Origin of the sequence: Kluyvera sp. CRP (assembly GCF_019930565.1) — a bacterium.
In the GTDB taxonomy this organism is placed as follows: Bacteria; Pseudomonadota; Gammaproteobacteria; order Enterobacterales; family Enterobacteriaceae; genus Kluyvera; species Kluyvera georgiana_A.
On record NZ_CP082841.1, the window covers coordinates 1,891,005 to 1,916,250 of the forward strand.

Below are 25,246 nucleotides of genomic sequence, written 5' to 3' on the forward strand. Positions count from 1 at the left end.
GAGCAACATGCAGAAATGTGATGCCGGGCGAAGAACGGTGCATACACGATAATGAGATTCATTATCAAAAATACTTTACAGCTCGATTTTGAAGTTGTATTTTAAATGCATGTTTTAGAGCCGGAGGTTAATATGAGCCATCACAGAATCCCTAAAAACTGGACTATCAAACGTTCAACCCCATTCTTCACAAAAGACAATGTCCCGGCCGCGCTGCTGAGCCATCACAATACCGCCGCCGGCATCTTTGGCCAGCTGTGTGTGATGGAAGGTACGGTGACCTACTACGGTTTCGCTGATGAGCAGGCCACGGAACCGGAAGTGAAGGTGGTTATCAATGCCGGTAGCTTCGCGACCAGCCCGCCGCAGTACTGGCATCGTATCGAAATGACCGACGACGCGCAGTTCAATATTAATTTCTGGGCCGAGCCGACATTCTCCGGTGAAGAAGTCTACAGCGCGAAAAAATCATAATCATGATGCACCTCCATCAATGAGTGGAGGTGCCAGGTCCAATGGCTGGAAAACGTTATGTTCAAATTCTTCCGACAATCGTTGATGTATGTCGATTATGGTGAGCAGGAGCTTTGCGGCGAGCAGGCCCTGTTGCACGTTGCGGAATACCAGCATTATCTTTCATCCAGCGCTTCTTTGTGCCCGGATCTGAGCCAGGAAAAGAGGGCTGACTCCACCTATTCAACGGGGTTGTATCATGGTAAGGCGCAGCGTTCCTGAGCACGGTCTGCGCCTGGCGTTGTTTGTTATGTTCCCGTCTTAAATCTCCCGCCTCAACCCCATTAAAACGTCAAATTGATTCTATACTCACTATCGGGTAGCGATTTAGCGCATTTATTCCCTCTGATGAGTTAGGTTTAGCGGTGTGTAATGGGGTGAGATCAATAAATTTATTTTTGTTTAAATGGTGTAAATTGATTTAGATCAATTTATATGATTGTGAAAAATAAGTTAAATTGCGCATTCAGATATGCTCTTTACATAAAATTACAATTGGTTCGAGATACATATCAATACGAACAATTTCTTATTAATAGAAAAATCCTAAAATTAAATTATCTATTTGCTTGATCTTCTTATTTTTCTTTATTCATTGATCGATCAGGGCGATCTATATCCATAAAATCAATTGTTCATATCTATCAATAATAATTAATTGATCGTTTTTGACGATGTATATTCGCTGTGTATATAATTAAATCGAAGTTTGGCTTACGACTTTCTGGAAACAGGAATTATGGACATTAAATAGAATAAATCGGATCTGGATGTTGGGGTAATATATGAGGAAATGTATTATCTCGGATAACAGTTTTTTCCTTTTGGCATTGCAAGATGATGAAGTCATTCGGAGAGGGAATGTCGCAGCAATCCACTCCAGACAATTAAAATCTAACTGTTACTTACGTCCATCGGTCAGTGATATCTTCGTGGTATATATTTCTGATATTGCCGAGCGACACCGGATACTGAGTTTAATTGCTTCATTATGCTCTCATTGCCGAATTGTACTGTTATACAAGATGGAGGGGGCTCCCGGATGCGCCTTTCAGGGGCCATTCCCTTGGCTCATCTCTGAAAAGATAGGTTTTTCCGAGCTTTACTTGTGTCTGTATGAAGCCGGTAAATCTATGTTTGACCGGCGGGATTTCTCTGAACAAGAGTTGATTGTCTTTCGCTATCTATGCGAAGGCTACTCCGTTTCACAAATTAATAAATTAGCAGGACTCAGCGAAAAACATATTTATTATTTGCGGCAGAAAACTAAACGAATGTTTGGGTTGCGTGGGAATAATGCCGCGACAATGTCGTTTTATCTGGATATCTCTAAGCTGAATCGACGCTGGTGACGTTATTTCTGATATCCAGATAACGGTGCTGTTGTTGGGATGTGGTTGTCTTCACATAAATAATCGATGCGTGTCAGGCAGAACCTTCATTGCCTGCCTTTAGCGCTGTTTTTAACAAAGTGAGAATAATATTCTCCATTAATCAGGAGTACATTTATGGGCATTAATAAAGTTGCGCTGGTAATTATCTCTGCGCTTTCCTTCACCTCTGCGGCAGCGCTGGCGGACACGACGACGGTAAACGGCGGCACCGTGCATTTTAAAGGCGATGTGGTTAACGCGGCCTGCGCCGTGGATGCCGGTTCTATCGACCAGACGGTACAGATGGGTCAGGTTCGTTCGGCAAAACTGGCGACTGCGGGCAGCACCAGTTCCGCCGTCGGCTTTAACATCCAACTGAACGACTGCGATACCAGCGTTTCGACGAAGGCATCTGTGGCCTTCTCCGGCACGGCGGTTGATACCACCAACAACACCGTTCTGGCGCTGCAAGGGTCAGCATCGGGCGGCGCCACCAACGTGGGTATCCAGATCCTTGATAACAAAGGCAAACCGCTGGCACTCGATGGCGCGACCTTTAGCTCCGCGACCACTCTGAACGATGGTCCTAACGTGCTTCCGTTCCAGGCGCGTTACTACGCGACCGGCGCGGCCACGGCGGGTACCGCGAACGCCGACGCGACCTTCAAAGTTCAGTACGAGTAATCCAACCGGCAGGGACGCCACGAGGGCCAGGAAGGCCCGTCATCACGAGGGAATGGAGGTGATAGTCATGCGTTGGATGACAGGGTTACTGCTGATGTTTTTGCTGCCGATCGTCGCGCATGCTGGCAACCACTGGAACGTCACGTTACCCGGTGGTGGTTTACGTTTTCAGGGCGTTGTTATCGCCGAAGCCTGCAGCGTGGCGGCGGAAGACCGCCTGATGACGGTAAAAATGGGCCAGGTCGCCAGCCATCGTTTCCATGCGGTGGGCGAAGAATCTAATCCGATCGCTTTTGCTATTCATCTTGAAGATTGCAGTACGGCAGTCAGCCAGCACGTTGGCGTGTCGTTTCAGGGCGTCGCTGACGGTAAAGATCCTAACGTTCTCTCGGTGGGAGAGGGGGCGGGCATCGCTACCGGTATTGGCATTGCGCTGTTTGATGACCAGGGCGGATTAATTCCACTCAACCAGGCGCCCGTGCGCTGGGCGCGACTCTACGATGGGCCAACCACGCTGCATTTTGTGGCGAAATACCGTTCGACCGCACGTCAGGTCACCGGCGGTACGGCCAATGCGCAGGCCTGGTTCGCCTTGACCTACCAGTAATTAACCGGACGCAGGAAATGACGGTGAGTACAACAAGGGTAAACATGAAAAGAACGTTGATGATGATGCGCGGTGCGCTGGCGATGCTGCTGCTGATAGCGGCGAGCGGGGTAAGCCATTATGCGCACGCGGGTGTGGCGCTGGGGGCGACCCGGGTCATTTATCCGGCAGGGCAAAAGCAGGTCCCTCTGGCGGTCACCAATACCGACGAGAGCGGCACTTATCTGATTCAGTCTTGGGTGGAAAACGCCGACGGCGTTAAAGATGGTCGTTTTGTGGTGACGCCGCCGCTGTTCGCGATGCAGGGGAAAAAAGAGAACACGCTGCGTATTCTTGACGCGTCCAATAACCAGCTGCCGCAGGATCGGGAAAGCTTGTTCTGGATGAACGTGAAGGCGATTCCGGCGATGGATAAATCTAAGCTCAACGACAATACCCTGCAACTGGCGATTATCAGCCGTATCAAGCTTTACTATCGCCCGGCAAAACTGGCGATGCCGCCGGAGCAGGCCGTCGAAAAACTGACGTTCCGTCGCAGTGCCGGCACGCTTACGCTGATCAATCCCACGCCGTACTACCTGACGGTTACCGAGCTTAACGCCGGTACCCGCGTGCTGGAAAACGCGCTGGTGCCGCCGATGGGCGAGGCCCGGGTGAAAATACCGGATGATGCGGGCGGTGAAATTACCTTCAGAACCATTAATGACTATGGCGCGCTGACGCCGCGCATGATAGGCGCGATGCGTTAAGCCACAGGGCTGCCCCTATCCCTTGAACAGAATAAGAAATGATCGCCGGGTGATGTGAAACCGGAGGGACTATGCCATATCTGAAATTTGACCTCGCCTGTTTGCGGGTCTGGCGTATGCGGCAGCTTCCGGTTGCCATTTTGCTCGCGTCACCGACCTTTTTCGTTCAGGCGGAACTCTACTTTAACCCGCGCTTTCTGGCCGACGATCCTGCCGCTGTGGCGGATCTTTCCGGTTTTGAGAAGGGGCAGGAGCTGCCGCCGGGGACCTATCGCGTAGATATCTACCTTAACGACGGGTATATGACCACTCGCGATGTCACCTTCAACGCTCCTGAGGATGGCCATGGGCTGATGCCGTGCCTGACGCGCGGGCAGCTGGCCAGCATGGGGCTGAATGTCGCCGCCGTCGACGGGCTGCATGCGCTTGCCGCTGACACCTGCGTACCCTTAACCGAGATGATTAAAGAGGCGACCATCCGTCTGGATGTCGGTCAGCAGCGACTGTACCTGACCATTCCTCAGGCCTTTATGGGGAACCAGGCGCGCGGCTATATTCCGCCGGAGCTGTGGGATAACGGTATCACTGCCGGATTGCTGAACTACAACTTCACCGGTAATCGCGTGCAGAACACGGTTGGCGGTAGCAGCCAGTATGCCTATTTAAACCTGCAAAGCGGGCTGAACGTCGGCCCATGGCGGTTGCGTGACAACAGTACCTGGAGCCACAGCAGCGGCTCGCAAAACGAGAACAAATGGCAGCATATCAATACCTGGCTGGAGCGCGATATCACGGCGTTACGCTCGCGGCTGACGCTGGGTGATAGCTATACCAACGGCGATATCTTTGACGGGATTAACTTCCGCGGCGCGCAATTGGCTTCCGATGACAACATGCTGCCGGACAGCCAGAAAGGCTTCGCGCCGGTTATTCACGGTATAGCGCGCGGTACCGCGCAGGTCTCTATCAAGCAAAACGGCTATGAGATTTACCACAGCACGGTGCCGCCTGGCCCCTTCACCATTAACGACCTCTATGCCGCGGGCAACGGCGGCGACCTGCAGGTCACGATCAAGGAGGCGGACGGCAGCAATCAAACCTTTACCGTACCGTATTCTTCCGTCCCGGTGCTGCAGAGGGAAGGGCACACTCGCTATGCGCTCACTGCCGGAAAATACCGTAGCGGCAACGAGCAGCAGGACGACCCGACGTTCTTTCAGGGCACCCTTATGCACGGGCTGGCGGCGGGATGGACGCTGTATGGTGGAAGCCAACTGGCGGATCGCTATCGCGCGTTTAACTTCGGGGTCGGCAAGAACATGGGCAACCTGGGCGCGATGTCGGTGGACATTACCCAGGCCAACGCCACGCTACCCGACGACAGTCGGCAGCAGGGGCAGTCGGTGCGCTTCCTCTATAACAAATCGCTTAATGAATTAGGTACCAATATTCAGCTGGTGGGCTACCGCTACTCTACGCGCGGATATTTCAGCTTTGCCGATACCACCTATCAGCGTATGAGCGGGTACTCCGTGGTGACGGAAGATGGGCCAGTCTACGTGAAGCCGAAATTCACCGACTACTACAACCTCGCCTACAGCAAACGGGGCAAAGTGCAGGTCAGCGTAACCCAGCAGTTGGGGCGTACCGCCACGCTTTATGTGAGCGGCAGCCAGCAAACCTACTGGGGCACTCATAACGCGGATGAGCAATTCCAGGCCGGGCTGAATATGGCCGTGGACGATATTAACTGGACGTTGAGCTATAGCCTGACCAAAAACGCCTGGCAGGATGCCCGTGACCAGATGCTGGCGGTGAACGTCAACATTCCGTTCAGCCACTGGCTGCGCTCGGACAGCAAATCCGTCTGGCGGCACGCCAGCGCCAGCTACAGCATGTCCAACGATCTCAACGGTCGGATGAGCAACCTCGCAGGGCTGTACGGCACGCTGCTGGAGGATAACAACCTGAGTTACAACGTGCAGACCGGCTATGCCAGCGGCGGCGAGGGCAGCAGCGGGAGCACCGGCTATGCCGCGCTGAACTATCGCGGTGGCTACGGCAATGCCAACGTTGGCTACAGCCGTAGCGACGGGATTAAGCAGCTTTACTACGGCATGAGCGGCGGCGTGCTGGCTCACGCCAACGGCGTCACGCTGAGCCAGCCTCTCAATGACACGGTGGTGCTGGTCAGCGCGCCGGGGGCGAAAGGGACAAAAGTGGAAAATCAGACCGGGATACGTACCGACTGGCGCGGCTATGCCGTGCTGCCCTACGCCACTGAATACCGGGAAAACCGTGTGGCGCTGGACACCAACTCGCTGGCGGATAACGTCGACCTGGACGATGCGGTAGTGAACGTCGTACCGACTCACGGCGCGATTGTCCGCGCGGAGTTTAAGGCGCACGTCGGCATGAAGTTGCTGATGACGTTAATCCACAACGGTAAACCTGTGCCGTTTGGCGCGATGGTCACCTCGGACGGTAACCAGAACGGCAGCATCGTGGCTGATAATGGCCTCGTTTATCTCAGCGGCATGCCGCTGGCCGGAAAGGTGCAGGTGGCATGGGGGCAAGGCGCCAATGCGCGCTGTGAAGCGGAATATCGGTTACCTGATGAGAGCCAGCAGCAGTCGCTGATTCAGCTGTCGGCGACCTGCCGCTAAGGACATGATGATGACAAAACCTTTTTACCTGCTCAGCGCGTTACTGTCGCTATCCGCCGCCAGCGCCCTGGCCGCAGATAGCACCATCACCATCAGCGGTTACGTACGAGATAACGGCTGCGCGGTGGCGGGCGAGTCGAAGGACTTTATCGTCGACCTGATGGATAACGCGGCTAAGCAGTTCAGTACCGTTGGCGCAACGACCCCCGCGATACCGTTTCGTATTGTTCTCTCGCCTTGCGGCAGTGCGGTTAGCGCCGTGAAGGTTGGGTTTACTGGCGTGGCGGATAATGACAATACCCGCCTGTTGAAGCTTGACGGCGGCAGCGCTGCCGCCGCTGGCATGGGGGTGCAGATCCTTAACGATCAGCAGACAATGCTGCCGCTGAATGCCACGTCATCCGCTATTCCGTGGACGACGCTGAAGCCCGGTCAGAGCAATACGCTGAACTTTTATGCTCGCCTGATGGCCACGCAGGTTCCGGTCACGCCGGGCCACGTTAACGCCACGGCGACGTTCACTCTTGAATTTCAGTAAGTGGAGGCATCAATGAAATGGGCTTATTGCGGTGTGCTATCGGCAATCGCGCTGATCGCCTTCTCTTCGGCGCTATGGGCCGCCGATGTGACGATTACGGTCAACGGTAAAGTGGTGGCGAAGCCGTGTACGGTATCAACCCGCAATGCCGACGTTGATCTTGGCGATCTCTACACCTTCAACCTACTTTCCGCTGGCTCAACCTCGCCCTGGCATGACGTCGCGCTGGATCTCAGCAACTGTCCGGTTGGCACATCGCGCGTCACCGCCAGCTTTAGCGGCACGGCAGATGCCACTGGCTATTACCAGAATCAGGGAACGGCCAGAAATATTCAGCTTGAGCTGCAGGACGCGGCGGGCAACACGCTCAATACCGGCGCGAAGACAACGGTGACGGTGGATGAGGCATCGCAGTCCGCACGCTTTCCGCTGCAGGTGAGGGCGCTGTCGGTTAACGGCGGCGCTACCCAGGGAACCATTCAGGCGGTGATCAACGTCACCTATACCTACGCCTGACCAGGAGACGATCGTGATGAAGAGAGTGATAACCCTGTTGACGGTGCTGCTGATGGCCGGTTGGTCGTTTAATGCCTGGTCATTTGCCTGCCGGACCGCCAGCGGAACGACGATCCCTATCGGTGGCGGCAGCGCGAACGTGTATGTGGATCTGGCGCCTGAGGTGAATGTGGGGCAAAACCTGGTTGTCGATCTTTCGACGCAGATTTTTTGTCATAACGATTACCCGGAGACCATGACTGACTACGTTACGCTGCAACGGGGTTCGGCATACGGTGGCGTGTTGTCCAGTTTCTCCGGTACCGTCAAATACAATGGTTCCAGCTATCCGTTTCCCACCACCACGGAGACCGCGCGGCTAATTTACAACTCGAAAACCGATAAACCCTGGCCCACGATGCTCTATCTGACGCCGATTAGCTCCGCCGGCGGCGTGGCAATTAGCGCCGGAACGCTTATTGCCGTTCTGATCCTTCGCCAGACCAACAATAAAAATAACGACGATTTCCAGTTTGTCTGGAATATCTACGCCAACAACAATGTGGTGGTGCCCACTGGAGGCTGTGACGTCTCTGCGCGAGACGTCACGGTGACGCTGCCGGATTACCCCGGTTCAACATCCATTCCGCTGACGGTTTACTGTGCACAGAGTCAAAAGCTCAGTTACTACCTGTCGGGGACGACGGAGGATTCGGCGAACTCCATTTTCACCAACACCGCATCGGCTTCGCCCGCGAGTGGGGTTGGCGTTCAGCTTACCCGCAACGGTAGCATTGTGCCTGCCAACAGCACGGTATCGCTTGGCACGGTAAGCACCTCGGCCGTGAGCCTTGGCTTGACCGCCAACTATGCGCGAACCCACGGCCAGGTAACGGCGGGCAACGTACAGTCGATTATTGGCGTGACGTTTGTTTATCAGTGACAGGAACCCGCCTTTGCGGCGGGTTCCTCAACGCGTCATCTCGCTAGCATCCCCAAACCGGCGGCGAGAACTCCTTAGATAAAGTTCAACAATAGAAAGCTGTGATGCGGCAAAAGGCGCATTCTGAAGCCGCTTTGGTGGCTGAAAATACGGCAAATTCCCCCATTTTTAGCCATCAATCCCTCTGTACGACTAAACGTCTCTCTATCCACATGTCTAAATAGCAGGTCATATTCCAATTTGCGCTAACGAGCAGATAAAGGTTCTTTATCATCCATTTTTTACAGTCCTACACTCTGGTCGTTGCTCATATATCAGGATTAAAGCGTATGACCGTTTACCATTCCGTCACCGAACTTATCGGCCAGACGCCGGTACTGCAGCTGCATAAGCTGGATACCGGACCGTGCAGCCTGTTTCTGAAACTGGAAAACCAGAATCCCGGCGGTTCAATCAAGGACCGGGTGGCGCTGTCGATGATCGACGAGGCGCAAAAGCAGGGGCTGCTGCAGCCTGGCGGTACCATTGTTGAAGCGACCGCAGGCAATACCGGGCTTGGGCTGGCGCTGATTGCCGCCCAGCGCGGGTACAAACTTATCCTTGTCGTACCGGACAAAATGAGCCGCGAGAAGATTTTCCACCTCCGCGCCCTTGGCGCTCAGGTGGTGTTGACCCGCTCTGACGTTGGCAAGGGGCATCCGGCGTACTATCAGGACTACGCGCAGCGGCTGGCGAAAACGCTCCCCGGTGCTTTTTACATTGACCAGTTTAATAACGCCGCCAATCCGTTGGCTCACACCACAACCACCGCGCCGGAGCTGTATCAGCAACTCGACGGGCAGATTGATGCCATCGTCGTTGGCGTGGGATCGGGCGGTACGCTGGGTGGCCTGCAGGCATGGTTCGCCGAACACTCGCCGCACACCGAGTTTGTGCTGGCCGATCCGGCCGGTTCGATCCTTGCCGATCAGGTCGAAAGCGGCCGTTATCAGGAAGCGGGATCCTGGCTGGTTGAAGGAATTGGCGAAGATTTTATCCCGCCATTAGCGCACATCAATAACGTACGTAAGGCATTACGCATCAGCGATCGTGAAGCCTTCACTACCGCCCGCGAACTCCTGCAGGTGGAAGGGATTCTGGCGGGCTCTTCAAGCGGCACGCTGCTGGCGGCGGCGCTGCGCTACTGTCGCGCGCAAACCACGCCTAAACGGGTGGTGACCTTTGCCTGCGACAGCGGCAATAAGTACCTGTCGAAAATGTTCAACGACGACTGGATGCGCCAGCAGGGCCTGCTGGCCCGCACACAGCGTGGTGATCTGAGTGATTTTATTGCCTTACGCCATGATGAAGGCGCCACCGTCACCGCCGCTCCCGACGATACCCTGGCCGCCGTGCTGGCTCGTATGCGCCTGTATGACATCTCACAGCTCCCGGTGCTGGAAGAGGGAAGGGTGGTGGGAATCGTCGATGAGTGGGATTTGCTGAGCCACGTGCAGGGCGACAGCCAACGCTTTGGTTTGCCGGTGCGCGAAGCCATGACGCAGGAGGTTGAAACCCTCGACATCACCGCGCCTGAGAGCGCGCTGAAACCGATTTTTGATCGTGGCCAGGTGGCCGTGGTGGTGGATAACGAGCGCTTTCTCGGCCTTATTACCCGCAGCGATCTCCTCACGAGCTGGCGCAATCGTCTTGAACAATAAGGAATGAATAATGAAAACTTTCGACACTCTAAGCGTACACAGCGGCACTTTTACCGATAGCCACGGCGCGGTGATGCCGCCGATTTACGCAACATCAACCTATGCCCAACCGGCACCGGGCCAGCACAGCGGCTATGAATATTCGCGAAGTGGCAACCCGACGCGCGCTGCGCTGGAGACCGCGATTGCTGAGCTGGAAGGCGGTAGCCGCGGCTACGCCTTTGCTTCTGGCCTGGCGGCCATCTCAACGGTACTGGAACTGCTGGATAAAGACAGCCATATCGTCGCCGTCGATGATGTTTATGGGGGAACCTACCGGCTGATTGAAAACGTGCGTCGGCGCAGCGCAGGGCTGCAGGTGAGCTGGGTCAAACCCGGTTCGCTCCCGGCGCTGGAAGCGGCTATCCGCCCGGAAACGCGCATGATTTGGGTCGAGACGCCGACCAACCCCTTGCTGAAACTGGCCGATCTGGAGGCAATCGCCAGCATCGCCCGCCGCCATAAGCTCATCAGCGTGGCAGATAACACCTTTGCCTCGCCGGTTATTCAGCGCCCGCTGGCTTTCGGCTTTGATATTGTGGTGCATTCCGCCACCAAATACCTCAACGGCCACTCGGACGTTGTCGCCGGTCTTGCGGTGGTGGGCGATAACCCGACGCTGGCGGAGCAGCTTGGCTATCTGCAAAACGCCGTTGGCGGGGTGCTCGATCCGTTCAGTAGCTTCCTGACCCTGCGCGGGATCCGCACGCTGTCGCTGCGCATGGAACGCCACAGCAGCAATGCGCTGGCGCTTGCTCAGTGGCTTGAGCAGCAGCCGCAGGTGGAAAAGGTCTGGTTCCCATGGCTGGAATCGCACCCCGACTATGCGCTCGCCCGCCGCCAGATGGCGCAGCCGGGAGGGATGATCTCGATCGTGGTAAAAGGCGATGCCGAACGGGCAGAAGCGGCGATCAAAAAGTTGCGCCTGTTTACGCTCGCTGAGAGCCTGGGCGGCGTGGAAAGCCTGGTCAGCCAGCCGTTCAGCATGACCCATGCGTCTATCCCTCTGGAGCAGCGACTCGCCAACGGCATTACGCCACAGCTGATTCGCCTCTCAGTGGGCATTGAAGGGGTTGATGATTTGCGCGACGATTTGCGGCAGGCTCTGGCAGAGTAACGATATTAACCGCCGTCAGTTCGACTTAAGTCTATACTTCATATCGAAAATCTAAGCGACTGAAATAACGTCACTTATAATATGACATAGCGGCTGACGGCGCACCGGAACGAGTGCTACTCTGCGATCCATTCCCAAGGTCAGGACGCCGAGCAAACGCCCCATGAGTAAACCCATCAAGCGGCTGGAAATCATCAAAAATGCCATTGAACTGGAAGATGATGAGATCATTGCCAGTCAGATTTCGCACCTGAAAGGCGACATTGACGATCCGGCGATTGACGCCATCATTCAGGCGCTGGAGTCCCGGCGCTATGGCGAGGCGATGAACGCCATCGTCAGCTGGCTGCAAAGCCAGCGCTCGATGACTCACTGGCAGGATCCGCGCATTGCGGCCAGCAAACTGGAGCTAAAAGCGCTGGAAACCCAGCTACAGGCGCTGCTTGATGCCAGGAACGCAAGGCTGACCCAGCTTGATGAGTTTAACGATCTTTATATGCAGCATCTGGGGCCGCTGATGGCCGAGGTGCTGAGGCTGCGAAAGATCCTGGCGGAAGCCTCGCTGCGCAAGCGAGCCGAAATGTGTCATGACGACGATTCCCGCGAACAACGTGCGCGTGACGAAGCGCGCGAACAGTATGACACCTGGCGCGATCAGCAGCAAAAAGCGCAAAAACGCCGCGAGCATCATGAAAATATGGCGCAGGAGGATCGTCAGGAACTCAAACGATTGTGGCGCCAGGCGAGTAAGCTTTGTCACCCGGATCTGGTCGACGATGCGCTGAAGGCGGAAGCTAACGAGATGATGGCCCAGCTCAATCAGGCCCGACAACGTGGCGATCTGCCGACTATTCGTAATCTGCTAGCCCGACTCATGCGCGAGCATGAGCCAATGATGGCGAGCGAAAGGCTGAACGATCTCACGCTACTGCTGCGTAAAATCAGCGCCACGCAGCAGCAAATTGCCAGCCTGCAGGACGAAATGCTCGCGCTTGAGAAAGAGAAATCCTGGCTGCTGGTGTCAACGCTTGCCGACCCACAGGCCTATTTTCGCCAGCAGGAAAAAGCGCTGTCGAACACGATCGCCACTCTGCGCAAGCGCATCTTTGAGTCAGGGTTGGATGAGGTGGCGTAGCTATTTCTGGAAGCGGAAATTTATCGGAACGCCAGAAAGCAAAAACCCAGCCATAGGCTGGGTTTTCTGAATAAGTGGTGCCCGGACTCGGAATCGAACCAAGGACACGGGGATTTTCAATCCCCTGCTCTACCGACTGAGCTATCCGGGCAACGGGGCGCATTAAACCGTAATCGCCTCGCCTCGTCAACGAAAATTATAAATTTTGCGGCGAGTTGCACAATCTATCATCACCTTGCGTATTTTGCACGCGACGTCAGGCAAAAAAGGCGGTCCAGGCGGCAGAAATGGGCATTGCCAGCAGCAGCGCTGGCAGCATATTCACCACGGCGAACATCTTGATTCCGCAGATGCGCAGGCCGGTGGCCAAAAGCAACAGGCCGCCGACGGCGGTGAAATCGGCCATCATTGCCGGGGTTGTCAGCGGCAGAATCATAAAGGCGCAGAAGGCCAGCGTTAGCTGGATGATTAGCATCGGCACGCTGATGGCGCAGACGGCAAAGCCGAGCGAGCAGGCGAAAATCATCGCGGTAAAGAAATCGAGAAACGACTTGGCGATGAGTATGGTCGGGTCGCCGGTCATCCCCTCGTGCATTGAGCCAAAAATCCCGGTACCGCTCGCGCAGAACAAGACGATAATCGCCACGAAGCTCTGGATGACGTTTTCATGCTCCCGGCTTTTGCCCGACTTGAGTAGCCGCTTCTGCATCCAGGAAACGCCGTTGTTGATCCCTTTTTCCAGATAGCAAAACTCACCGATCAGCGCCCCCATCAGTGTGGCCAGCACCATCACCGGCATATTGGCGCACTTGATTACCAGCAGCAGGCCAATACCCAGCGAGGCGAGGCCGAAGATCGAGGTCATGGAGACGCGAATACGCTCCGGAAGACGCTGGCTTAACAGCGCGCCGATCAAACCGCCGACGAGCACTGCCCCGGCATTAATAAATGGGCCAATTACCACGTTAACTCCTGTTACTTATCGATAAGTCCTGCATTATTATGGACTGATTAATCGGTTCAGTGCTTGTTTCTCCGTGGTATTAGTGCATAAAAATTTCGTCTTGCACCCTCTGGTGAATGGTGCCATGATTGCGCGAAATTTCTCCTTTCCTGAATCGGGGCCGCCTGCAATGACATCTTTGCCATTACATCGCCAATGCCGCTTCGCCTACTCGCGAAGGTCTGCCCCATTCTCTTTGCTCACCATGCGGTGACGCCAACGCACGCTCACTGCAGGACAACAGTAAGATTAGACCATGTCTGCTTTTACTGATGTCTGGCGGTCGGAGCTGTAACCCAGTTGCACCCAGACGCTTCGTGGGGCAGAGCCAGATGCTCTGCCCAGGACTTTTACTCTCCCTGAGTGGGTCGTTGCGCTTATGAAATCAATGAACATTGCTGCCAGTCGTGAACTGGTCTCTCGCCTTTCCACCCATCGTGACGTGGTGGCGCTGGATAGTACCGACTTTACCGATGTGGCAGCAGTCGTCATTACCGTGGCCGACAGCCACAGCGGCATTCTTGCATTACTCAAACGCACCGGATTTAAGCTGCCGGTATTCGTGCTGACAAGCGATGATATCAGCGTGCCAAACGGCGTAGAGGCGGTCATTAGCGGTAAAGATCAGGAGTGGCTGGAGCTGGAAACCGCCGCCTGTCGCTATGAAGAAGAGCTGCTGCCGCCGTTTTTTAATACCCTGACTCAGTACGTTGAAATGGGTAACAGCACCTTTGCCTGTCCGGGGCATCAGCACGGCGCGTTCTTTAAAAAACATCCGGCGGGCCGCCAGTTTTATGACTTCTTCGGTGAGAACGTCTTTCGTGCCGACATGTGCAACGCCGACGTGAAGCTCGGCGACCTGCTGATTCATGAAGGCTCTGCCAAGCACGCGCAGAAGTTTGCCGCGAAGGTGTTCCACGCCGATAAAACCTACTTTGTGCTGAACGGCACCTCCGCCGCCAATAAGGTGGTGACCAATGCTCTGCTGGCCCGCGGCGACCTGGTGCTGTTCGACCGCAATAACCACAAATCGAATCACCATGGTGCGTTGATTCAGGCTGGCGCGACTCCGGTTTATCTGGAAGCGGCACGTAATCCGTTCGGTTTTATCGGTGGCATTGATGAACACTGCTTTGACGAGCGCTATTTGCGTGAGCAGATTCGTGAAGCCGCGCCGGAGAAAGCCGATGATATGCGTCCGTTCCGCCTGGCGATCATTCAGTTGGGCACCTATGACGGCACTATCTACAATGCGCGTCAGGTGGTGGATAAAATCGGCCACCTTTGCGACTACATTCTGTTTGACTCCGCATGGGTCGGCTACGAGCAGTTTATCGATATGATGTCCGATACCTCGCCGTTGCTGCTGGATCTCAACGAAAACGATCCGGGCATTTTCGTTACCCAATCGGTGCACAAACAGCAGGCGGGTTTCTCGCAGACCTCGCAGATCCACAAAAAAGATAACCATATTCGCGGCCAGGCGCGCTTTTGCCCGCACAAACGGCTGAACAACGCCTTTATGCTGCACGCCTCAACCAGCCCGTTTTATCCGCTGTTTGCGGCGCTGGATATCAACGCCAAAATCCACGAAGGGGAGAGCGGGCGCCGTCTGTGGGCAGAGTGCGTCGAGCTGGGGATTGAAGCGCGTAAGGCGATTGTGGCGAACTGTAAGATGATCCAGCCGTTTATCCCGCCCATGGTTGATGGTCGCCCGTGGCAGGATCACCCAACCAAAGCGATTGCCAGCGAGCGTCGCTTCTTTAGCTTTGCGCCTGGCGCGCGTTGGCACGGTTTCGAGGGCTATGCGCAGGATCAGTACTTCGTGGACCCGTGCAAATTGCTGCTGACCACGCCGGGGATCGATGCGGAAACCGGGCAATATACCGAGTTTGGCATTCCGGCGACGATTCTTGCCCACTATCTGCGTGAGAACGGTATCGTGCCGGAGAAATGCGATCTGAATTCGATCCTGTTCCTGCTAACCCCTGCGGAAACGCCGGAAAAAATGGCGCAGCTGGTGGCAATGCTCGGCCAGTTTGAACAGCATATCGAGGACGATACGCCACTGGCCGACGTGCTGCCGACTATCTACAACAAGTATCCTGTACGTTACCGTGACTATACGCTACGCGAGCTGTGTCAGGAGATGCACAATCTTTACGTCAGCTTTGACGTCAAGGACCTGCAAAAGGCGATGTTCCGCAAAGAGAGTTTGCCGCAAGTGGTGATGAACCCGCAGGACGCCAACAGCGAGTTTATTCGCGGTAATGTTGAGCTGGTGCGCATCAGCGAAGCGGAAGGGCGCATTGCCGCTGAAGGCGCGCTGCCGTATCCACCGGGCGTGCTGTGCGTGGTGCCGGGGGAAGTGTGGGGCGGTGCGGTACAGCGTTATTTCCTGGCGCTGGAAGAGGGCGTGAACCTGCTGCCGGGCTTTTCGCCGGAGCTTCAGGGGGTTTACAGCGAGAAGGATGCTGACGGGATTAGTCGGCTGTATGGGTATGTTTTGAAGTAAGGTGCGGGGACGTCCCCTCACCCTAACCCTCTCCCCGTGGGGGAGAGGGGACCGCCAGGTGCGGTGATTAACAATAGAACCGGGTTCCCTCTCCTCCGTGGGAAGAGAGGGACGAAGCCTTAATGCACAACTGGCTGTGCTCCCGGGGCAATACGCTCGTGTTTGTATTTAAACAGCCCAACAAACGCCACCGCCAGCACCAGCGAGTAGCCGGCGAAAATCAGCCATACGCTTTGCCAGTCGGTAATACCGTCTACGGTGTACATCTCCACCACTTTCCCGCTCGCCATGCCGCCGAGAATGCAGCCGAAGCCGTTGGTCATCATCAGGAACATACCCTGCGCGCTGGCGCGAATTTCCGGGCGGACTTCTTTCTCAACGAATACCGAACCGGAGATGTTGAAGAAGTCGAAGGCGCAGCCGTAAACAATCATCGACAGTACCAGCAGTACGGTGCCGAACGGCGTCGGGTCTCCGTAGGCGAACAGGCCGAAGCGCAGCATCCACGCGAAGATACTAATCAGCATCACATTCTTGATACCGTAACGGCTTAAGAAGAACGGAATGGTGAGGATGAAAAGCGTCTCGGAGATTTGTGAAATCGACATCATCACCGAGGCGTGCTGCACGATAAAGCTGGTGGCAAACAGCGGATCTTTATCAAAGCTGTGCAGGAAGGTGTTGCCGAACATGTTGGTGATCTGCAGTTCCGCGCCCAGCATCATGGAAAAGATAAAGAAGATCGCCATGCGTTTGTTTTTAAACAGCGCAAAGGCGTCCAGCCCCAGCATGCTGCTCCAGCTTTGTTTCTGCTGCTGGTTAGAAACGGGAATGTGCGGCAGTGTCAGAGTGAACAGCACCAGCACGACCGACAGCGCAGCGCCAATGTACAGCTGCATATGGCTCAGCTCGAAGCCGGAGAAGCTCACCGCCCACATCGCCAGAATAAAGCCGATGGTGCCCCAGATGCGGATTGGCGGGAAGTCGGTAACGATGTCCATGCCCGCCGATTTCAGGCGGTAGTAGGAGATGGTGTTAATCAGGCCCAGCGTTGGCATATAGGCCAGCGAGTTAAGCAGAATAACGAAGAACATCGCCCCCGGCGTGGTGACCTCGGCGGCCATAAATAACGTTCCTGCCCCCACCAGGTGACAAAAAGCATAGACCCACTTGGCGCTAATCCATTTATCCGCCACGATGCCCAGCAGCGTTGGCATAAAGACGGCGGCGATACCCAGTGAGCTGTACACCGCGCCGATGGATGCACCATCGAACTTCAGCGTTACAAACATGTACGAGCCCAGCGTGGTTAGCCAGCTCCCCCACAGGCAGAACTGCAGGAAGGACAGTATCTTAAGCTGCAGCTTTAAATTCATGTTAATTTCCTCACAAATAGGACCGGACAGCCGTTCGCGTAATAACATCCGAAGGCATTATTTGTGCTGATTCTATCAATGGCTGTGATGAGACATTGTTAAGCGCCGCAAAAAATTGCAATTATTTTTACTTTGCACAACGAAATAGTGACAAAACTAACATTTCTGTAGGAAGTTCAGGTGGGGAAGCCGCTTCACCCTGGGAATATCGGGAGGAAGCGGCTGCGTTTGTGAGAATTGTTACTTACGGCGATAGCTTTTCTGCGCCGTATTCACCTTGTAGAGATAGCGACGCGATTCCGCCGACGGATGGCGGGTGGTCAGCGTCTGATAGACGTCCCCTGGCGACATGCTGTTAATGATGTTCGCCGCCTGCACCTTATCGTTAGAGAAGACGCGCAGCACGCTGCCCGCGCCGCCGTTATAGGCGGTAATCACCGCATAGCGGCGTGACGTTGGGTTGTCGATACCGCCAAGGTAGATATTGTTGAGGATCGCCAGATAGGCGGTGCCGGTATCGATGTTGCTGGCCGGATCGAACAGGAAGCTACGGCTTGGCGTGCCGGATTTCCCCTGCGAGCGGAAGACGTCTTTCCCGGCGGTATGCTGCACCACCTGCATCAGCCCCATCGCGTCGGAACGGCTGACCGCATACGGGTTGAAGGACGATTCAGTCTGCATAATTGCCAGAATCAACGATTCGTCGATGCCGTATTTGCGTGAAGCCTGCCGCACCATACCCAGATATTTGTGCGCACGTTTATCAAGGTGGTTCGGCACCAGATTAATGGTCACGCTATAAATAATGTGCAGGCCATTGCTGCGTTTTTTCATCCGCGTTTGCAGCAGATAGTCGGCGAAGCGCGCGGCGCGCCACTCCCAGCGAATAGCCTCGCCGGTGTTATCGACCACCTGGCCGTACAGGAACGGCTCTTTGGAAATCTGAATGTCGTCGGCGTCGGAGTAAAGGTCGACCGAGCTGGGGTCGTCACCCATCAGCAGCGTGGTAATGATGGCCTGGCGCAGGCGCGCAGCGGGGTCGGTACCGGCGATGGTCTCGACGGTAATGGTACCGTCATCGAAGTTGATATGGCTACGCGTCTGGTAGCCATCGGTGTATTTAACGTAGTCTTTCGGCCCGGCGATCAGAACTTCGTTAAACCCCCAGATGTTTTCAATATTATGGGCGAACTGACCCATCAGAATGTCAAAACCGTTGGTGTCTTTTACCCAGGCTTCATTGTAGGCATCGCCCTTTTTTGAACCCGAGCAGGAAACCAGCAACGGCGCTATCAATGCCAGTGCAAATATTCTTTTTTTCATCATTCCGGGAGCGCGTGTTGTTGTTGTCTTAAAGGGCCGTCGGGCCCTTACTGTTTTTCTGGCGGCGTGTAGCCTTCAATGTGCACATCTTTGCCTTCAAACAGGAAGTTAACCATTTCCTCTTCCAGAAGCTTACGGTGCTCCACATTCATCATATTGAGTTTCTTTTCATTGATGAGCATGGTCTGCTTGTGCTGCCACTGCTTCCAGGCTTCTTTCGAAATCTCGTTATAGATGCGCTTTCCCAGCTCGCCGGGGTAGAGCTGGAAATCCTGTCCTTCGGCGTCGCGCTGCAGGAAAGTACAAAAAATGGTTCTGCTCATAATCAATCCTCTTATTTCGCCGCTCGTTAAACGAGTGAATCGGCGCGTAACTGCTGCAACAGGCGCTCAACCGGTGCGGCCAACCCAACGACGGGCGGCTGGGCTAAGTTATACCAGAGAGCGCTGCCTTCATCCATGCATGAGGCGAATGAGGACACACTAAGCCACATAGGCACAATGTCCAGATGGAAATGACTGAAAGTGTGGCGGAAAGCGGTAAGCTGGGTCAGCTTGTCTGCCGGAATCTGCCGCTCGGCCAGCCAGTCGCGCAGCGCCGCTTCATCGGCAAACTGCGGGAAACAGTATAGACCGCCCCACAGGCCGCTAGGCGGGCGCTGCTGTAAAAACACCTCGCGGTCGTGCTGCATCATCAGAAAATAGCCGGTACGCTCGGGGATGGTCTGCTTCGGTTTTTTACCTGGATACTGCGCCCAACTGCCGTTGGCGGCGGCGATGCAGCCTTTTTCCAGCGGGCAGAGCGAGCACTTTGGTTTTGAGCGGGTACACACCATCGCGCCCAGATCCATCATCGCCTGATTAAAACGCGAAACGCCATTGGCAGGAGTGACCTGTTCGCTGATCTCCCACAGCCGTTTTTCGACCTCTTTTTTCCCCGGCCAGCCCTCCACGGCATAACAACGCGCCAGCACGCGCTTTACGTTGCCGTCGAGAATGGGAAAGTGTTTACCGAGCGACAGCGATAAAATCGCCCCGGCGGTAGAACGGCCTACGCCGGGCAGCGCCGCCACTTCGTCAAACGTTTCCGGAAAACGGCCATGGTGCAGCGTGGCGACCTGCTGTGCGGCCTTGTGCAGGTTACGCGCGCGGGCGTAGTAGCCCAGGCCGGTCCACAGATGCAGGACGTCGTCCAGCGGCGCGTTAGCGAGGTCGGTGACGGTGGGAAAGCGTGACATAAACCGCTCAAAATAAGGGATAACTGTGGCAACCTGAGTCTGTTGCAGCATCACCTCAGACAGCCATACTTTGTAGGGCGTCTTTTCAATTTGCCAGGGCAGGGTTTTACGCCCGTATTTGTCGTACCAGTCCAGCACCTGGGCTGAAAATTGAGACGCTTGCATAGTCAAAACCGTGCTTCCGATATCGTGCGATTAGGGTGCCAGATTGCAGCACAGCGGTACTATGCTGTAAACAGGAACTTTCCGGTGCTTGCATCCGGCAACTAACTTTGGATAATGCCCGTTTCCCGAACACTCTCACAAGCAGACTTATTTTTATGAAGAACGACGTCATTTCACCGGATTTTGATGAAAACGGCCGCCCGCTGCGCCGCATTCGTAGTTTTGTTCGTCGCCAGGGGCGACTGACCAAAGGGCAGGAACACGCGCTGGAAAACTACTGGCCGGTGATGGGCGTTGAGTTCAGCGAAGAGCCTGTCGATTTCGCCGCGCTGTTTGGCCGCGATGCGCCGGTCACTCTGGAGATTGGTTTTGGTATGGGGGCTTCGCTGGTGGCGATGGCCAAAGCGCGCCCGGAGCAGAACTTCCTCGGGATTGAAGTGCACTCACCGGGTGTGGGCGCGTGCCTGGCCTCGGCGCACGAAGAGGGTGTCGATAACCTGCGCGTGATGTGTCACGATGCGGTAGAAGTCCTGCACAAGATGATCCCGGACAACTCCCTGAACATGGTGCAGCTCTTTTTCCCTGACCCGTGGCATAAAGCGCGTCATAATAAACGCCGTATCGTTCAGGTGCCGTTTGCCCAGTTCGTGAAAAGTAAGCTCAAGCTGGGCGGCGTCTTCCACATGGCAACCGACTGGGAACCCTATGCGGAACATATGCTGGAAGTGATGTCCTCCATTGAAGGGTATCAGAACCTGTCTGAGACTCAGGATTACGTACCGCGCCCGGATTCGCGCCCGGTAACCAAATTTGAACAGCGTGGTCATCGTCTTGGCCACGGCGTATGGGACTTAATGTTCGAGAGGGTGAAATAAATGGCAAAGAATCGTAGCCGTCGTTTGCGTAAAAAAATGCACATCGATGAATTTCAGGAAATTGGCTTCTCTGTAGCGTGGCGTTTCCCGGAAGGCACCAGCGAAGAACAGATCGATCAGGTTGTTGATCAGTTTATCGATGAAGTGATCGAGCCGAACAAGCTGGCGTTTGACGGCAGCGGCTATCTGGCCTGGGAAGGTCTGATTTGCACCCAGGAAGTGGGCAAGTGCACCGAAGAACATCAGGCGCTGGTCCGCAAGTGGCTGGAAGACCGCAAGTTTGAAGAAGTGCGCACCAGCGAACTTTTTGACGTTTGGTGGGACTAAATAAGCATACGGGGCCAGCATTTGCTGGCCCGATTTGTACTGAGGGAAAGTTATGATGCGCAAAACGCTGCTGACGGCAGTACTCTCGTTCACGGCGATGACTGCCCACGCTGACTACCAGTGCAGCGTTACGCCACGCGATGACGTGGTGCTTAAGCCGCAAACCGTGCAGGTGCAAGGTGAAAACGGCAATCTTATTATTACCCCCAACGGCGATGTCACCTACAACGGCAAGGCGTATACGTTAACGCCGGCCCAGCGTGAACAGGCCAAAGATTATCAGACCGAGCTGCGCAGCGCGCTGCCGTGGATCGACGATGGCGCACGCAGCCGGGTAGAAAAAGGCCGCGTGGCGCTGGATAAAATTATCGCCAAAGAAGTGGGCGAGAGCAGCAATATGCGTGGTCGCCTGACCAAGCTCGATGCGCAGCTCAAAGAACAGATGAACCGCATTATTGAGCATCGTAGCGATGGCTTAACCTTCCACTATAAAGCCATCGATCAAGTACGCGCCGACGGGCAGCAGCTGGTCAATCAGGCGATGGGCGGTATTCTGCAAGACAGCATTAACGAGATGGGCGCCAAAGCGGTGCTGAAAGGCGGCGGTAACCCGCTACAGGGCGTGCTGGGCAGCCTTGGCGGCCTGCAAACCGCGATTCAGAACGAGTGGAAAAACCAGGAAGCGGATTTCCAGGCGTTTGGTAAAGACGTATGCAGCCGCGTGGTGTCGCTGGAAGACAGCCGCAAAGCGCTGGTCGGTACGTTGAAGTAGTCATAAACCATCATTGAAAAAGCCGCCAGTCAGTGAACTGGCGGCTTTTTTTTGCGCAAGATAGGGTGTTACATCAGCCCCAGCAGCTGCGGAATAAACAGCGAGATCTGCGGGATGTAGGCGATCATCATCAGCGCGATCAGCAACGCGGCGTAGAAGGGCAGCAGCGGCTTGATTAACTGCTGGATCTTCACCCCGGAGATAGAGCAGCCGACAAACAGCGCGCTGCCCACCGGCGGCGTCAGCAGGCCGATGCACAGGTTGGCGACCATCATGATGCCGAAGTGTACCGGATCCATGCCCAGGTCCTGGGCGATCGGCAGGAAGATCGGCGTGAAGATCAGTACCGCAGGCGTCATATCCATAAAGATGCCGACGATCAACAACACAATGTTAATCAGTAGCAGGATCACCAGCGGATTCTCCGAGATCCCCATCAGCGTGTCGCTGATCATGTAGGGAATATCCGCATTGGTCATCGCCCACGACATACCGACGGAAAAGCCAATCAACAGCAGTACGATGGAGGTTGTGACCACCGACTCGAGGATCAGTTTCGGCAGATCGCGCCACTTCACTTCGCGATAGATAATCACCGACAGGATAAAGGTATAAACCACCGCGATGGCCGACGCTTCGGTGGCGGTGAAAATACCGCCCAGAATCCCGCCCATCACGATAATCACCAGCAGCAGGCTCGGCAGGGCGTCGAAGAAGGCTTTCGCCGCCTGGGCGCAGGTTGGGCGCTCGGAAACCGGGTAGCCGCGGCGCTTCGCGATAATCGCGCAGACCACCATTATCGCCAGGCCCATCAGAATCCCTGGCAGATAGCCCGCCATAAACAGCGAGGCCACCGACACGCCGCCCGCGGTCAGCGAGAAGACGATCAGCACGTTAGACGGCGGAATCAGCAGCCCGGTAATGCACGACGAGACGTTAACCGCCGTGGAAAACGCGGGGTCATAACCCTTTTTGGTCTGAATCGGGTGCAGGGTGCCGCCCACCGCCGCCGCCGCGGCTACCGCCGAACCGGAGATGGAACCGAACATCATGTTGGCGAGGACGTTGACGTGGCCCAGCGAGCCGGGAACGCGACCCACCATCACCTGCGCGAGGTTAATCAAGCGGATGGCGATACCGCCGCTGTTCATCAGCGTCCCGGCGAAGATAAAGAACGGAATCGCCAGCAGGGCAAAGTTGTCCAGACCGTTGGCCAGACGCTGAGAGACGGTAATGACGGCGATATCCCACGGGAACATCAGCAGCATTGAGGCAACGGTCGCGATGCCGATAGAGAACGAAATCGGCACGCCGATAAATACCAGCACGAAGAAAGCGCCAAACAGTGTTAAAGCAATATACCCGTCCATTAGCGCGCTCCTTCTGCAGACTGTTTCAGGCTAATCAGGCCGTTGGCGATAAACCACAGCGCGTAGAACATCATGATGAGGCCGGACAACGGCAGGATCAGATAGACGTAGCCCATCGGGATCTGCATCGCGGCGGAGACCTGTGCGGTGGCCAGCGTTTTGGCTATCAGCTTCAGGCCACCGGTGACGATCACCGAGCCGGAGAAGAGAAAAATCAGCAGGTTAATCACCACGCCCAGCAGCGTTTGCTTACGTGGTTTGAGCGTCATGGCCAGCAGGTCGATCGCCAGATGGCGCTGTGCACCAACGGTATAGGCTGCGCCGAGCAGGCCAACCCAAATCATCAGAAAGCGCGCCAGCTCGTCCGTCAGCGTGCTGGGTTGGTTTAACACATAGCGACTGAATACCTGCCAGACGACGCAGACGACCAGCGCCACCATGACCGCGACGGAGAACGCGGCGATCGCGCGGTCCACCGCCTGTTTAGTGCGGGTAAAAATCATCGTTTGTTATCCTGGTGAAGGCGGGCCAGATGCTGGCCCGCAAGGGAATTACTCTGCGGCGGCTTCAAATTTGGCCAGCAGCGCGGCCTGTTTCGGATCTTTGTTGAAGTCGTCAAACAGCGGTTGCACCGCAGCGCGGAACGGCGCTTTGTCGACTTTGACGATCTCGCCGCCCATGGCCTTCGCCTGAGCGCGCGTATCAGCGTCAATTTTGTCCCACAGCTTCTGTTGGTAAACCTGCGAGTCGGTGGCCGCTTTCGCCAGAATTTGCTGCTGCTCCGGCGTTAGCTTGTCCCAGGTTTTGGTGGAGATCACCAGGAAGTCTGGAATAGAGGCGTGCTCATCTTCAGAGAAGACTTTGGCAATTTCAATATGACGTGTTTGCACCCACGATGGGACATTATTTTCCGCACCGTCCACCACGCCCTGCTGCATTGCGGTATAAACTTCACCGAATGAAATAGGTGTGGGTGAACCACCCATTAATTCAATCATTTTTATGGTGGTCGGGCTGGCCTGAACGCGAATTTTCAGCCCTTTTAAATCTTCTGGTTTAGTAATCGGTTTTTTGGCATAAAAACTACGGGTACCGGCAACATAAGCGGAAAGGGCGAAGAATCCTTTTTCTTTCGTTGAGTCCATAATTTCTTTGCCGACGTCACCGAATACCACTTTATTAAAATGCGCCTGGTCTTTAAATAAGAACGGCAAATTATAAATGGCATAAACGTTGTCGAAAGATTCCAGATCGCTGGCGGAACCTTTGGTCATATCCAGCGCGCCGTTCTGTAATAGCTCCATGGTTTCACGTGCGCTGCCCATCTGGCTGCTTGGGTAAATACGGATGGTCATCTTGCCGTCAGACAGCTGCTTGACCTCTTTGGCCATTTCTTCAAAAGCCTGGTGTACCACGTGGCTACGCTCAAGGTTGTGCGCCAGTTTCAGCGTCACTTTTTCAGCCGCAGCGGCCCCAGCGGAAAACAACGCGAAAAGCGACGCACAGATTAGCGTTTTGCGAAAAAAGAGAGATTTCATTAATAGGCTCCATGCACATTCATTATTGTGGTCTATATCTAGAGGGACAGCGTTGAATTTCTGTATGACATATTATCCTGGTTGTCAGACAGCTTTAAGCTACCACTCTCACAATTTTCAGTTATCTGTGCATTAAATGCGGTTTTTGTGCGCTGGGTTATATTTATTACATATTCGTTATTGGCT

At 55.1% G+C, this 25,246-nt stretch carries 25 protein-coding genes and 1 tRNA gene; 17 read left to right on the forward strand and 9 right to left on the reverse strand.

The window, feature by feature from the left end; genetic code table 11:
* The first annotated feature begins 132 nt into the window (after window positions 1-132).
* The 13 genes from K7B04_RS08880 (at window position 133) to K7B04_RS08940 (ending at window position 12,559) form a co-directional block, all read left to right on the forward strand.
* Window positions 133-474: a DUF1971 domain-containing protein gene (locus K7B04_RS08880; protein ID WP_163448686.1), complete on the forward strand. Its 342-nt coding sequence runs from the start codon at window positions 133-135 to the stop codon at window positions 472-474.
* Between the two features lie 57 nt (window positions 475-531).
* A complete protein-coding gene (locus K7B04_RS08885; RefSeq protein WP_163448685.1) occupies window positions 532-735 on the forward strand; it encodes a hypothetical protein in 204 nt (67 codons plus the stop codon).
* A gap of 563 nt (window positions 736-1,298) precedes the next feature.
* Window positions 1,299-1,865, forward strand: coding sequence for a hypothetical protein (locus K7B04_RS08890; protein ID WP_163449237.1), 567 nt, complete (start codon window positions 1,299-1,301; stop codon window positions 1,863-1,865).
* Between the two features lie 156 nt (window positions 1,866-2,021).
* Window positions 2,022-2,570 (forward strand): type 1 fimbrial major subunit FimA, encoded by a 549-nt coding sequence (gene fimA / locus K7B04_RS08895; RefSeq protein WP_163449236.1) that lies wholly within the window; start codon window positions 2,022-2,024, stop codon window positions 2,568-2,570.
* 67 nt (window positions 2,571-2,637) lie between these two features.
* Entirely contained in the window at window positions 2,638-3,177 is a 540-nt protein-coding gene (locus K7B04_RS08900) for a fimbrial protein (RefSeq protein WP_167575028.1), read from the forward strand.
* 23 nt (window positions 3,178-3,200) lie between these two features.
* Window positions 3,201-3,926, forward strand: coding sequence for a fimbria/pilus periplasmic chaperone (locus tag K7B04_RS08905; protein ID WP_163449235.1), 726 nt, complete (start codon window positions 3,201-3,203; stop codon window positions 3,924-3,926).
* 116 nt (window positions 3,927-4,042) lie between these two features.
* On the forward strand, window positions 4,043-6,592 hold the full coding sequence (locus tag K7B04_RS08910; RefSeq protein WP_223804138.1) for a fimbrial biogenesis usher protein: 2,550 nt from the start codon (window positions 4,043-4,045) through the stop codon (window positions 6,590-6,592).
* A gap of 7 nt (window positions 6,593-6,599) precedes the next feature.
* Window positions 6,600-7,130, forward strand: a complete 531-nt coding sequence (locus tag K7B04_RS08915) for a fimbrial protein (RefSeq protein ID WP_163449233.1) — start codon at window positions 6,600-6,602, stop codon at window positions 7,128-7,130.
* A 12-nt stretch (window positions 7,131-7,142) separates the two neighbouring features.
* On the forward strand, window positions 7,143-7,646 hold the full coding sequence (locus K7B04_RS08920) for a fimbrial protein (RefSeq protein ID WP_223803853.1): 504 nt from the start codon (window positions 7,143-7,145) through the stop codon (window positions 7,644-7,646).
* 16 nt (window positions 7,647-7,662) lie between these two features.
* Window positions 7,663-8,568 carry a fimbrial protein gene (locus tag K7B04_RS08925; RefSeq protein ID WP_223803854.1) on the forward strand — a complete coding sequence of 302 codons (906 nt, stop codon included), beginning with the start codon at window positions 7,663-7,665 and terminating at the stop codon, window positions 8,566-8,568.
* A 329-nt stretch (window positions 8,569-8,897) separates the two neighbouring features.
* Window positions 8,898-10,268, forward strand: coding sequence for a cystathionine beta-synthase (locus tag K7B04_RS08930; protein ID WP_163449230.1), 1,371 nt, complete (start codon window positions 8,898-8,900; stop codon window positions 10,266-10,268).
* A gap of 10 nt (window positions 10,269-10,278) precedes the next feature.
* The gene (locus K7B04_RS08935; protein WP_163449229.1) at window positions 10,279-11,424 is read left to right on the forward strand and encodes a PLP-dependent aspartate aminotransferase family protein; all 1,146 of its coding nucleotides are present in this window, start codon (window positions 10,279-10,281) and stop codon (window positions 11,422-11,424) included.
* A 163-nt stretch (window positions 11,425-11,587) separates the two neighbouring features.
* On the forward strand, window positions 11,588-12,559 hold the full coding sequence (locus K7B04_RS08940; RefSeq protein ID WP_167575031.1) for a J domain-containing protein: 972 nt from the start codon (window positions 11,588-11,590) through the stop codon (window positions 12,557-12,559).
* 75 nt (window positions 12,560-12,634) lie between these two features.
* On the opposite strand, the gene K7B04_RS08945 is transcribed toward K7B04_RS08940, so the two are convergent.
* Together K7B04_RS08945 and K7B04_RS08950 are read right to left on the reverse strand one after the other, a co-directional pair.
* Window positions 12,635-12,710, reverse strand: a tRNA-Phe gene (locus K7B04_RS08945).
* Window positions 12,711-12,815: 105 nt separating this feature from the next.
* The gene (locus K7B04_RS08950) at window positions 12,816-13,523 is read right to left on the reverse strand and encodes a DUF554 domain-containing protein (protein WP_223803855.1); all 708 of its coding nucleotides are present in this window, start codon (window positions 13,521-13,523) and stop codon (window positions 12,816-12,818) included.
* A gap of 418 nt (window positions 13,524-13,941) precedes the next feature.
* Between K7B04_RS08950 and K7B04_RS08955 the strand changes: the two genes are divergently transcribed.
* Window positions 13,942-16,077 carry an ornithine decarboxylase gene (locus K7B04_RS08955; RefSeq protein ID WP_223803856.1) on the forward strand — a complete coding sequence of 712 codons (2,136 nt, stop codon included), beginning with the start codon at window positions 13,942-13,944 and terminating at the stop codon, window positions 16,075-16,077.
* A gap of 119 nt (window positions 16,078-16,196) precedes the next feature.
* Here the strand turns inward: K7B04_RS08955 and K7B04_RS08960 are convergent, their stop codons facing one another.
* The 4 genes from K7B04_RS08960 to mutY form a co-directional block, all read right to left on the reverse strand.
* Complete coding sequence (locus K7B04_RS08960) at window positions 16,197-17,453, reverse strand: nucleoside permease (RefSeq protein ID WP_167575034.1); 1,257 nt, start codon at window positions 17,451-17,453, stop codon at window positions 16,197-16,199.
* A 240-nt stretch (window positions 17,454-17,693) separates the two neighbouring features.
* On the reverse strand, window positions 17,694-18,776 hold the full coding sequence (mltC, locus tag K7B04_RS08965; protein ID WP_163446088.1) for a membrane-bound lytic murein transglycosylase MltC: 1,083 nt from the start codon (window positions 18,774-18,776) through the stop codon (window positions 17,694-17,696).
* Window positions 18,777-18,823: 47 nt separating this feature from the next.
* Window positions 18,824-19,099, reverse strand: a complete 276-nt coding sequence (locus tag K7B04_RS08970; RefSeq protein ID WP_064542603.1) for an oxidative damage protection protein — start codon at window positions 19,097-19,099, stop codon at window positions 18,824-18,826.
* Window positions 19,100-19,125: 26 nt separating this feature from the next.
* The gene (mutY, locus tag K7B04_RS08975) at window positions 19,126-20,178 is read right to left on the reverse strand and encodes an A/G-specific adenine glycosylase (RefSeq protein ID WP_223803857.1); all 1,053 of its coding nucleotides are present in this window, start codon (window positions 20,176-20,178) and stop codon (window positions 19,126-19,128) included.
* A gap of 155 nt (window positions 20,179-20,333) precedes the next feature.
* Here mutY and trmB point away from each other — a divergent pair, with 155 nt between their 5' ends.
* From trmB to K7B04_RS08990, 3 genes are read left to right on the forward strand one after another with little or no spacing between them, the layout of a single operon-like run.
* Window positions 20,334-21,053 carry a tRNA (guanosine(46)-N7)-methyltransferase TrmB gene (gene trmB, locus K7B04_RS08980; protein WP_223803858.1) on the forward strand — a complete coding sequence of 240 codons (720 nt, stop codon included), beginning with the start codon at window positions 20,334-20,336 and terminating at the stop codon, window positions 21,051-21,053.
* On the forward strand, window positions 21,054-21,380 hold the full coding sequence (locus K7B04_RS08985; RefSeq protein ID WP_064542613.1) for a YggL family protein: 327 nt from the start codon (window positions 21,054-21,056) through the stop codon (window positions 21,378-21,380).
* A gap of 52 nt (window positions 21,381-21,432) precedes the next feature.
* Complete coding sequence (locus K7B04_RS08990) at window positions 21,433-22,152, forward strand: DUF2884 domain-containing protein (protein ID WP_163446011.1); 720 nt, start codon at window positions 21,433-21,435, stop codon at window positions 22,150-22,152.
* A gap of 68 nt (window positions 22,153-22,220) precedes the next feature.
* Here K7B04_RS08990 and K7B04_RS08995 read toward each other — a convergent pair whose 3' ends face one another.
* From K7B04_RS08995 to K7B04_RS09005, 3 genes are read right to left on the reverse strand one after another with little or no spacing between them, the layout of a single operon-like run.
* Window positions 22,221-23,522 (reverse strand): TRAP transporter large permease subunit, encoded by a 1,302-nt coding sequence (locus K7B04_RS08995; RefSeq protein WP_163446012.1) that lies wholly within the window; start codon window positions 23,520-23,522, stop codon window positions 22,221-22,223.
* On the reverse strand, window positions 23,522-24,025 hold the full coding sequence (locus K7B04_RS09000) for a TRAP transporter small permease (RefSeq protein WP_163446013.1): 504 nt from the start codon (window positions 24,023-24,025) through the stop codon (window positions 23,522-23,524). Before K7B04_RS09000 ends, K7B04_RS08995 begins: the two co-directional genes overlap by 1 nt.
* Window positions 24,026-24,073: 48 nt before the next feature.
* Window positions 24,074-25,060, reverse strand: coding sequence for a TRAP transporter substrate-binding protein (locus K7B04_RS09005; RefSeq protein ID WP_167575040.1), 987 nt, complete (start codon window positions 25,058-25,060; stop codon window positions 24,074-24,076).
* Window positions 25,061-25,246: the final 186 nt, after the last annotated feature.

What these genes read in the sequence shown, in the direction of transcription:
- mltC (WP_163446088.1), bottom strand. Translation starts at nt 18,776, where the DNA reads ATGAAAAAAAGAATATTTGCACTGGCATTGATAGCGCCGTTGCTGGTT.
- K7B04_RS08970 (WP_064542603.1), bottom strand. Translation starts at nt 19,099, where the DNA reads ATGAGCAGAACCATTTTTTGTACTTTCCTGCAGCGCGACGCCGAAGGA.
- K7B04_RS09000 (WP_163446013.1), bottom strand. Translation starts at nt 24,025, where the DNA reads ATGATTTTTACCCGCACTAAACAGGCGGTGGACCGCGCGATCGCCGCG.
- K7B04_RS08880 (WP_163448686.1), top strand. Translation starts at nt 133, where the DNA reads ATGAGCCATCACAGAATCCCTAAAAACTGGACTATCAAACGTTCAACC.
- K7B04_RS08985 (WP_064542613.1), top strand. Translation starts at nt 21,054, where the DNA reads ATGGCAAAGAATCGTAGCCGTCGTTTGCGTAAAAAAATGCACATCGAT.
- K7B04_RS08990 (WP_163446011.1), top strand. Translation starts at nt 21,433, where the DNA reads ATGATGCGCAAAACGCTGCTGACGGCAGTACTCTCGTTCACGGCGATG.
- K7B04_RS08935 (WP_163449229.1), top strand. Translation starts at nt 10,279, where the DNA reads ATGAAAACTTTCGACACTCTAAGCGTACACAGCGGCACTTTTACCGAT.
- K7B04_RS08930 (WP_163449230.1), top strand. Translation starts at nt 8,898, where the DNA reads ATGACCGTTTACCATTCCGTCACCGAACTTATCGGCCAGACGCCGGTA.
- K7B04_RS08960 (WP_167575034.1), bottom strand. Translation starts at nt 17,453, where the DNA reads ATGAATTTAAAGCTGCAGCTTAAGATACTGTCCTTCCTGCAGTTCTGC.
- mutY (WP_223803857.1), bottom strand. Translation starts at nt 20,178, where the DNA reads ATGCAAGCGTCTCAATTTTCAGCCCAGGTGCTGGACTGGTACGACAAA.
- K7B04_RS08890 (WP_163449237.1), top strand. Translation starts at nt 1,299, where the DNA reads ATGAGGAAATGTATTATCTCGGATAACAGTTTTTTCCTTTTGGCATTG.
- K7B04_RS08955 (WP_223803856.1), top strand. Translation starts at nt 13,942, where the DNA reads ATGAAATCAATGAACATTGCTGCCAGTCGTGAACTGGTCTCTCGCCTT.
- K7B04_RS08910 (WP_223804138.1), top strand. Translation starts at nt 4,043, where the DNA reads ATGCGGCAGCTTCCGGTTGCCATTTTGCTCGCGTCACCGACCTTTTTC.
- K7B04_RS08900 (WP_167575028.1), top strand. Translation starts at nt 2,638, where the DNA reads ATGCGTTGGATGACAGGGTTACTGCTGATGTTTTTGCTGCCGATCGTC.
- trmB (WP_223803858.1), top strand. Translation starts at nt 20,334, where the DNA reads ATGAAGAACGACGTCATTTCACCGGATTTTGATGAAAACGGCCGCCCG.
- K7B04_RS08915 (WP_163449233.1), top strand. Translation starts at nt 6,600, where the DNA reads ATGATGACAAAACCTTTTTACCTGCTCAGCGCGTTACTGTCGCTATCC.
- K7B04_RS09005 (WP_167575040.1), bottom strand. Translation starts at nt 25,060, where the DNA reads ATGAAATCTCTCTTTTTTCGCAAAACGCTAATCTGTGCGTCGCTTTTC.
- K7B04_RS08925 (WP_223803854.1), top strand. Translation starts at nt 7,663, where the DNA reads ATGAAGAGAGTGATAACCCTGTTGACGGTGCTGCTGATGGCCGGTTGG.
- K7B04_RS08995 (WP_163446012.1), bottom strand. Translation starts at nt 23,522, where the DNA reads ATGGACGGGTATATTGCTTTAACACTGTTTGGCGCTTTCTTCGTGCTG.
- K7B04_RS08885 (WP_163448685.1), top strand. Translation starts at nt 532, where the DNA reads ATGTTCAAATTCTTCCGACAATCGTTGATGTATGTCGATTATGGTGAG.
- K7B04_RS08940 (WP_167575031.1), top strand. Translation starts at nt 11,588, where the DNA reads ATGAGTAAACCCATCAAGCGGCTGGAAATCATCAAAAATGCCATTGAA.
- fimA (WP_163449236.1), top strand. Translation starts at nt 2,022, where the DNA reads ATGGGCATTAATAAAGTTGCGCTGGTAATTATCTCTGCGCTTTCCTTC.
- K7B04_RS08920 (WP_223803853.1), top strand. Translation starts at nt 7,143, where the DNA reads ATGAAATGGGCTTATTGCGGTGTGCTATCGGCAATCGCGCTGATCGCC.